This is a genomic window from Actinomyces marseillensis, from assembly GCF_900155605.1.
Lineage (GTDB): Bacteria > Actinomycetota > Actinomycetes > Actinomycetales > Actinomycetaceae > Pauljensenia > Pauljensenia marseillensis.
In genome coordinates this window covers 663437-669781 of record NZ_LT707420.1, presented here as the reverse complement: position 1 = coordinate 669781, position 6345 = coordinate 663437, and the positions used below count along the sequence as shown (strand labels likewise).

The following is a 6345-nucleotide window of genomic DNA, read 5'->3' as shown; positions in this document are numbered from 1 at the left end:
CCTGGGGTTCGGGTCGTACCCGCCAAGAGGCTGAGTTCGGCGAAGACTTCGATCTGACCGCAGCCGGCGTGCTGGAAATGGCCTGGATGATGAAGCTCATCACCTGGTCCGAAAGCCCGCAGCCTGGTTGGTATGACGCCTCGGGTACGCAAGTTGACGAGGCCGAGATCTACGATCGGTTCCGCGATGAGGTCGTGGCTCGATCGGGTATCCGCCGCTTCAACGACGATTCGAACATGGTTGATTGCGGTTCGAATGATGTGAGGACGGTCTTCTTGACCTCCGAGCAGACCTTCACCGTGGATACGAAGGCTGAAGCCGAAGACTACGTCTTGGCCGATCCCTCGCACACGACGATCTGGGAAGAAAACGGCACCTGGCACGTCACCAAGTCCGCTGGTTCCCCCGTCCAGGTCCCCGCGCGAGCAACCCTGACCCGCACGGTTGGTGGCCAGATCCCGCAAGACTTCGATCCGGCTCAGTGGGGTATCCCCGCTTCCATGGTCGAGGCCCTGGACCGCATCGCCGTATGGAACCTCGTCACCGCAGTGGATGCCTTCATCTCCTCGGGCTTCTCCCCCGCTGAGCTCCTGCAGGCCGTCCACCCCGCGGATGTGTCCTCGACGCAGGGCACGGGTATTGGTGGCATGGAGTCCTTGCGCCATGTCTTCCTCTCGCGCTTCCTGGGTGAGGATCGTCCGCAGGACATCCTTCAAGAGGCCCTGCCCAATGTTGTGGCCGCACACACCATGCAGTCCTTCATTGGCGGCTACGGTCAGATGATCCACTCGGTGGGTGCTTGCGCGACCGCAGCGGTTTCCATCGAGGAGGCTGTCGACAAGATTCGCCTGGGCAAGTCCGACTTCGTTGTTGCCGGTGGTATCGACGATATTTCTGTCGAGTCGCTGACCGGTTTCGGCAACATGAACGCGACCGCTGAGTCTGCCGCGCTTGAGGCCCGCGGAATTACCCCGCGTCACTTCTCTCGCGCTGGAGATCGTCGTCGTGCGGGCTTCCTCGAGGCCGCTGGTGGTGGCACCCTGCTGGTGACCCGCGGTGATATCGCCGCGGATCTGGGCCTGCCGGTCCAGGCGGTTGTCGCCTACGCACGTTCCTTCGCGGACGGCGCACACACCTCGATCCCCGCCCCCGGCCTCGGCGCTCTGGCGGCGGCACGCGGTGGACGCGATTCTGCTCTCGCTCACGCGCTTGCCGACCTCGGACTGAGCGCGGACGATATTGCGGTTGTGTCCAAGCACGACACCTCGACTCGCGCGAATGACCCGAACGAGGCCGAGCTCCACTCGCGCCTGTCGGCGGCCCTGGGACGAAGCGAGGGCAACCCGCTCTACGTTGTCTCCCAGAAGACCCTGACCGGTCACGCAAAGGGTGGCGCTGCGCTCTTCCAGGCAGCGGGCCTCATCGACATCTTCCGCCGCCAGGAAATCCCCGCAAACCGCTCTTTGGATTGCTTGGATCCCGACATGGCGCAGTGGATGCCGCTCCTGTGGCTGCGTAAGCCCCTGGATGTCTCCGCATCCCCGGTTCGCGCAGGNGTGGGTAGCGAACAGACCGAAACGCACGGTGCAACGACCGAGGTCGTCAAGCCTGCGCTTCTGCCCGATCTTTTCGTTCCCTTCGCAGCGCCTCGCGTTTCCGGAACCGTTGGTTCGGATCCTCAGGGTGCGCTCGCTCAAGAGCGCCTGCTTTTGTGGAGCGTCGAGCGCGCAATTCACCTCCTCGCCGGCCTCGGCGCGGACACTGCTCCCGATCACCGCACGCACGTCCTGCTCCCGGGTTCCCCGAACCGAGGAATCTTCGGTGGTGACGGTGCCTACGGCGAAGCGAAGGCCGCTTTCGATGCGATCGCAACCAAGTGGGAGCACGAGTCCGGTTGGCCGACGCGCACAACCATCGCTCACCCGCTCATCGGTTGGGTCCAGGGCACCTCGCTCATGGGCGGCAACGATGTCCTCGTTCCCGCCGCTCAGGCAGCCGGTGTTCACGTCTACACGACCGAAGAAATTGCCGGAGAACTCGCTCAGCTCCTGACTCGCGAGGTCCGCGCCCAGGCGCTTTCCGCCCCGGTCCACGCAGATCTCACGGGTGGCCTCGCCGATGCTGGACTCGACCTGCCGGCACTGGCACGTCAAGCGCGCGAGCAGGCCGCGGCCTCGGCACAGGAAGCCGCTGAACAAACCCCGGCAAGCGTTCGCGCACTGCCCAACCCGCATGCTCCGGCTCTGGCTGCTCCTCTCGCGTGGGATACTCCGCGAGTGAGCCTGCGCGATCAGATTGTCATCGTCGGCACCGGCGAGATCGGTACCTGGGGTTCGGGTCGTACCCGCCAAGAGGCTGAGTTCGGCGAAGACTTCGATCTGACCGCAGCCGGCGTGCTGGAAATGGCCTGGATGATGAAGCTCATCACCTGGTCCGAAAGCCCGCAGCCTGGTTGGTATGACGCCTCGGGTACGCAAGTTGACGAGGCCGAGATCTACGATCGGTTCCGCGATGAGGTCGTGGCTCGATCGGGTATCCGCCGCTTCAACGACGATTCGAACATGGTTGATTGCGGTTCGAATGATGTGAGGACGGTCTTCTTGACCTCCGAGCAGACCTTCACCGTGGATACGAAGGCTGAAGCCGAAGACTACGTCTTGGCCGATCCCTCGCACACGACGATCTGGGAAGAAAACGGCACCTGGCACGTCACCAAGTCCGCTGGTTCCCCCGTCCAGGTCCCCGCGCGAGCAACCCTGACCCGCACGGTTGGTGGCCAGATCCCGCAAGACTTCGATCCGGCTCAGTGGGGTATCCCCGCTTCCATGGTCGAGGCCCTGGACCGCATCGCCGTATGGAACCTCGTCACCGCAGTGGATGCCTTCATCTCCTCGGGCTTCTCCCCCGCTGAGCTCCTGCAGGCCGTCCACCCCGCGGATGTGTCCTCGACGCAGGGCACGGGTATTGGTGGCATGGAGTCCTTGCGCCATGTCTTCCTCTCGCGCTTCCTGGGTGAGGATCGTCCGCAGGACATCCTTCAAGAGGCCCTGCCCAATGTTGTGGCCGCACACACCATGCAGTCCTTCATTGGCGGCTACGGTCAGATGATCCACTCGGTGGGTGCTTGCGCGACCGCAGCGGTTTCCATCGAGGAGGCTGTCGACAAGATTCGCCTGGGCAAGTCCGACTTCGTTGTTGCCGGTGGTATCGACGATATTTCTGTCGAGTCGCTGACCGGTTTCGGCAACATGAACGCGACCGCTGAGTCTGCCGCGCTTGAGGCCCGCGGAATTACCCCGCGTCACTTCTCTCGCGCTGGAGATCGTCGTCGTGCGGGCTTCCTCGAGGCCGCTGGTGGTGGCACCCTGCTGGTGACCCGCGGTGATATCGCCGCGGATCTGGGCCTGCCGGTCCAGGCGGTTGTCGCCTACGCACGTTCCTTCGCGGACGGCGCACACACCTCGATCCCCGCCCCCGGCCTCGGCGCTCTGGCGGCGGCACGCGGTGGACGCGATTCTGCTCTCGCTCACGCGCTTGCCGACCTCGGACTGAGCGCGGACGATATTGCGGTTGTGTCCAAGCACGACACCTCGACTCGCGCGAATGACCCGAACGAGGCCGAGCTCCACTCGCGCCTGTCGGCGGCCCTGGGACGAAGCGAGGGCAACCCGCTCTACGTTGTCTCCCAGAAGACCCTGACCGGTCACGCAAAGGGTGGCGCTGCGCTCTTCCAGGCAGCGGGCCTCATCGACATCTTCCGCCGCCAGGAAATCCCCGCAAACCGCTCTTTGGATTGCTTGGATCCCGACATGGCGCAGTGGATGCCGCTCCTGTGGCTGCGTAAGCCCCTGGATGTCTCCGCATCCCCGGTTCGCGCAGGCGTGCTGACCTCCCTGGGATTCGGCCACATCGCGGCAATGGTTGTCCTGGCGCACCCGGGTGCCTTCGAGGCCGCTCTGCTGGCCGAACGCGGCGAGGCTGCGCTGGCCCAGTGGCGCGAGCGCGCGCAGGCACGCCTCGAAGAGGGACGTCGTCACCTGGATGAGGCCATGATTGGTCGCGCGGAGCTCTTTGTTCCCATCGAGGGACGCCGCCTGCCCGCCGATCGCACGCACGAGGCCGAGGTTGCGCTGCTCTTGGATCCTTCCGCTCGCTTGGGTGCAGATGGCACCTACGCGGGGGCAGAGAACTGAGCCTGGCGTGACACCCGCGGCAATCGGAGTTGACCTGGTTGATGTTGCATCCTTCGGGGAGCAGCTCCGCCAGGAGGGCTCGGTGTTTCATCGAGTGTTCACTGCTCGGGAGTGGAACGCGGCACTGCGTTTTGCTCCCGAGCAGGGGGCCTCGTCTGCCGGGCAGTCGCCTTCGGGGCCGCTTCAAGCGTCTGCATCGCATCTTCTGTCTGAGTCTTCCGTGCCTGAACTGCCCACACGCGCACTGCACTCCCTCGCTGCACGTTGGGCAGCAAAGGAAGCCTTCATCAAGGCCTGGTCCTCGCTCTACTACGGCAGAGAGGACCCGCTGAAGTCCAGCGACATCGATTGGGCCGAAATCGAGGTGGTGTGCGACCGCTGGGGACGCCCCGCTTTCCGCTTCCACGGCCGCATTGCCTCCGAACTAGATAAGACGCAAGAAGAACTCAAGGCTTCACTTTCTTGGCTTCTTTCTCTCTCACACGACGGTAATTACGCGATTGCGTGGGTCAGCGTGAACCAGACTGATCTGCGCGAAGCAAAGGAATTCTCATGACTACACAACTGACTTCGCCCGCATCTGTGGGACGTTCCTCTGTTTTGGCCGATCACCTCGGTGCCGATTCTTTGGTGAAAGATGCACTGATGGTTCTTGCCGGAGCCTCCCTCGTGGGCGTGCTCGCGCAGGTTTCGGTTCCGATGTGGCCCGTTCCGATCACTGGCCAAACCCTGGGGGTTCTTCTTGTCGGAGCAGTTTTGGGTGCGCGCAGGGGCGCTTTGTCCCTGCTGTCCTACATGCTTCTTGGCTTGGCTGGAATGCCCTGGTTTTCCGCTGCGAGCGGCGGTCTTGCTGCCCTCGCAAAGCCTTCTTTCGGCTACATTCTGGGCTTCATTCCCGCAGCGTGGCTGATCGGTAAGCTCTCTGAGCGAGCATGGGATCGCCACTTCTGGCTCTCTCTTGCTGCCTTCGGCGGAGCAACCTTGATTCCCTTCATTGTTGGAATCCCCTACATGTGGGCGGTTCTGCGAATCGGCGGAGTGAGCATGTCTTTGACTGAGGCTCTGAACGCAGGATTTACGCCTTTCATCATCGGCGGTATCGTCAAGGCCGCTGCCGGAGCGGCCGTTGTTGGTGGCCTGTGGAAGGCAATGGGATCAGGTGACGTCTCCCGCTCATAAGCCCCAGTTTGCGCTCTCGTTTGTGACGAAGGGTGTGGCCCGCGCATTTCATGCGCGGGCCACACCCTTATCGTTTGTTTGATCCGGATCGTTTTCTCGGATCTCTCGCAGAGCTTGATTACTCCTGAGGTAGCTTCCCGTGCCTCGACGCACGAGTACGCACCACTACCCCAGCGGTTCCCGGAACGAAAGCCGCGGGTTTGCGGGGAAGAACGGGGGCGGGTGCAGGAGCTTCCTGCACTTCCGGCCTCGTCAGGCGTGCGCGGATGGCGGCAATGGCCTCGTCAGGAGAATCGGAGACGCGAGGCTCCTGACGAGTCGCTGCGGCGGGTCCCGGGGCAAGGACGGGCGGTTGTGAGGCGACTACGGCGGACTCCAGCGCGGCGGCGGGTTCTTGTGCAGAAACCGTAGCTGCCGGGGGCACCGTTGCCGGGGCCCAACCGCTCAGAGTTTCGATCTCCTCGGCGCGGTGAGCGCGCGGGGGAACTCCAACGAAGGGGTTATCGGGACGGTCGCGACGGGTTTCAAAGAAGGCACGCAGCTGAACGGTCGCTTCCTTGGCGAGAACGCCGGGAACGACCTCGACCTGATGGTTGAGGCGAGAGTCGCGCAAAACGTCGCGCAGTGAGCCCGCGGCACCGGCTTTCGGGTCCCATGCGCCGAAAACAACGCGATCGACTCGTGAAGAGACGGCGGCTCCTGCACACATCGTGCACGGCTCAAGGGTGACGACCAAGGTGCACCCAATGAGGTTCCAACGATTCAATCGCTCTCCGGCTTCGCGGAGGGCCATTATTTCGGCGTGGCCACAGGGATCATGCAAGGCTTCGCGGCAATTCCAACCCCGGCCGATAATGCGTCCCAGAGAGTCAATAACGACTGCGCCCACGGGGACATCCCCCATTTCTCGGGCTTTATTCGCCAAGAAGAGCGCGCGGGCCATCGCTTCTTTGTACTGATCCATTGTTGTCAC

General features: G+C 63.4%; 4 protein-coding genes. 3 read left to right on the top strand and 1 reads right to left on the bottom strand.

Translation table 11 applies throughout. The features are described 5' to 3' along the window. From BQ8011_RS09055 to BQ8011_RS02820, 3 genes are all read left to right on the top strand, one after another. On the top strand, positions 1-4193 hold a 4193-nt coding region (locus BQ8011_RS09055; RefSeq protein WP_268753775.1), incomplete at its 5' end, for a beta-ketoacyl synthase N-terminal-like domain-containing protein. A gap of 7 nt (positions 4194-4200) precedes the next feature. Continuing rightward, positions 4201-4749: a 4'-phosphopantetheinyl transferase superfamily protein gene (locus BQ8011_RS02825; RefSeq protein ID WP_083429976.1), complete on the top strand. Its 549-nt coding sequence runs from the start codon at positions 4201-4203 to the stop codon at positions 4747-4749. Then, on the top strand, positions 4746-5372 hold the full coding sequence (locus tag BQ8011_RS02820; protein ID WP_072457251.1) for a biotin transporter BioY: 627 nt from the start codon (positions 4746-4748) through the stop codon (positions 5370-5372). The genes BQ8011_RS02825 and BQ8011_RS02820 overlap by 4 nt, the downstream gene beginning before the upstream one ends. A 118-nt stretch (positions 5373-5490) precedes the next feature. Here the strand turns inward: BQ8011_RS02820 and tadA are convergent, their stop codons facing one another. Next, complete coding sequence (gene tadA, locus BQ8011_RS02815) at positions 5491-6336, bottom strand: tRNA adenosine(34) deaminase TadA (protein ID WP_072457249.1); 846 nt, start codon at positions 6334-6336, stop codon at positions 5491-5493. Positions 6337-6345: the final 9 nt, after the last annotated feature.

What these genes read in the sequence shown, in the direction of transcription:
- BQ8011_RS02820 (WP_072457251.1), top strand. Translation starts at nt 4,746, where the DNA reads ATGACTACACAACTGACTTCGCCCGCATCTGTGGGACGTTCCTCTGTT.
- tadA (WP_072457249.1), bottom strand. Translation starts at nt 6,336, where the DNA reads ATGGATCAGTACAAAGAAGCGATGGCCCGCGCGCTCTTCTTGGCGAAT.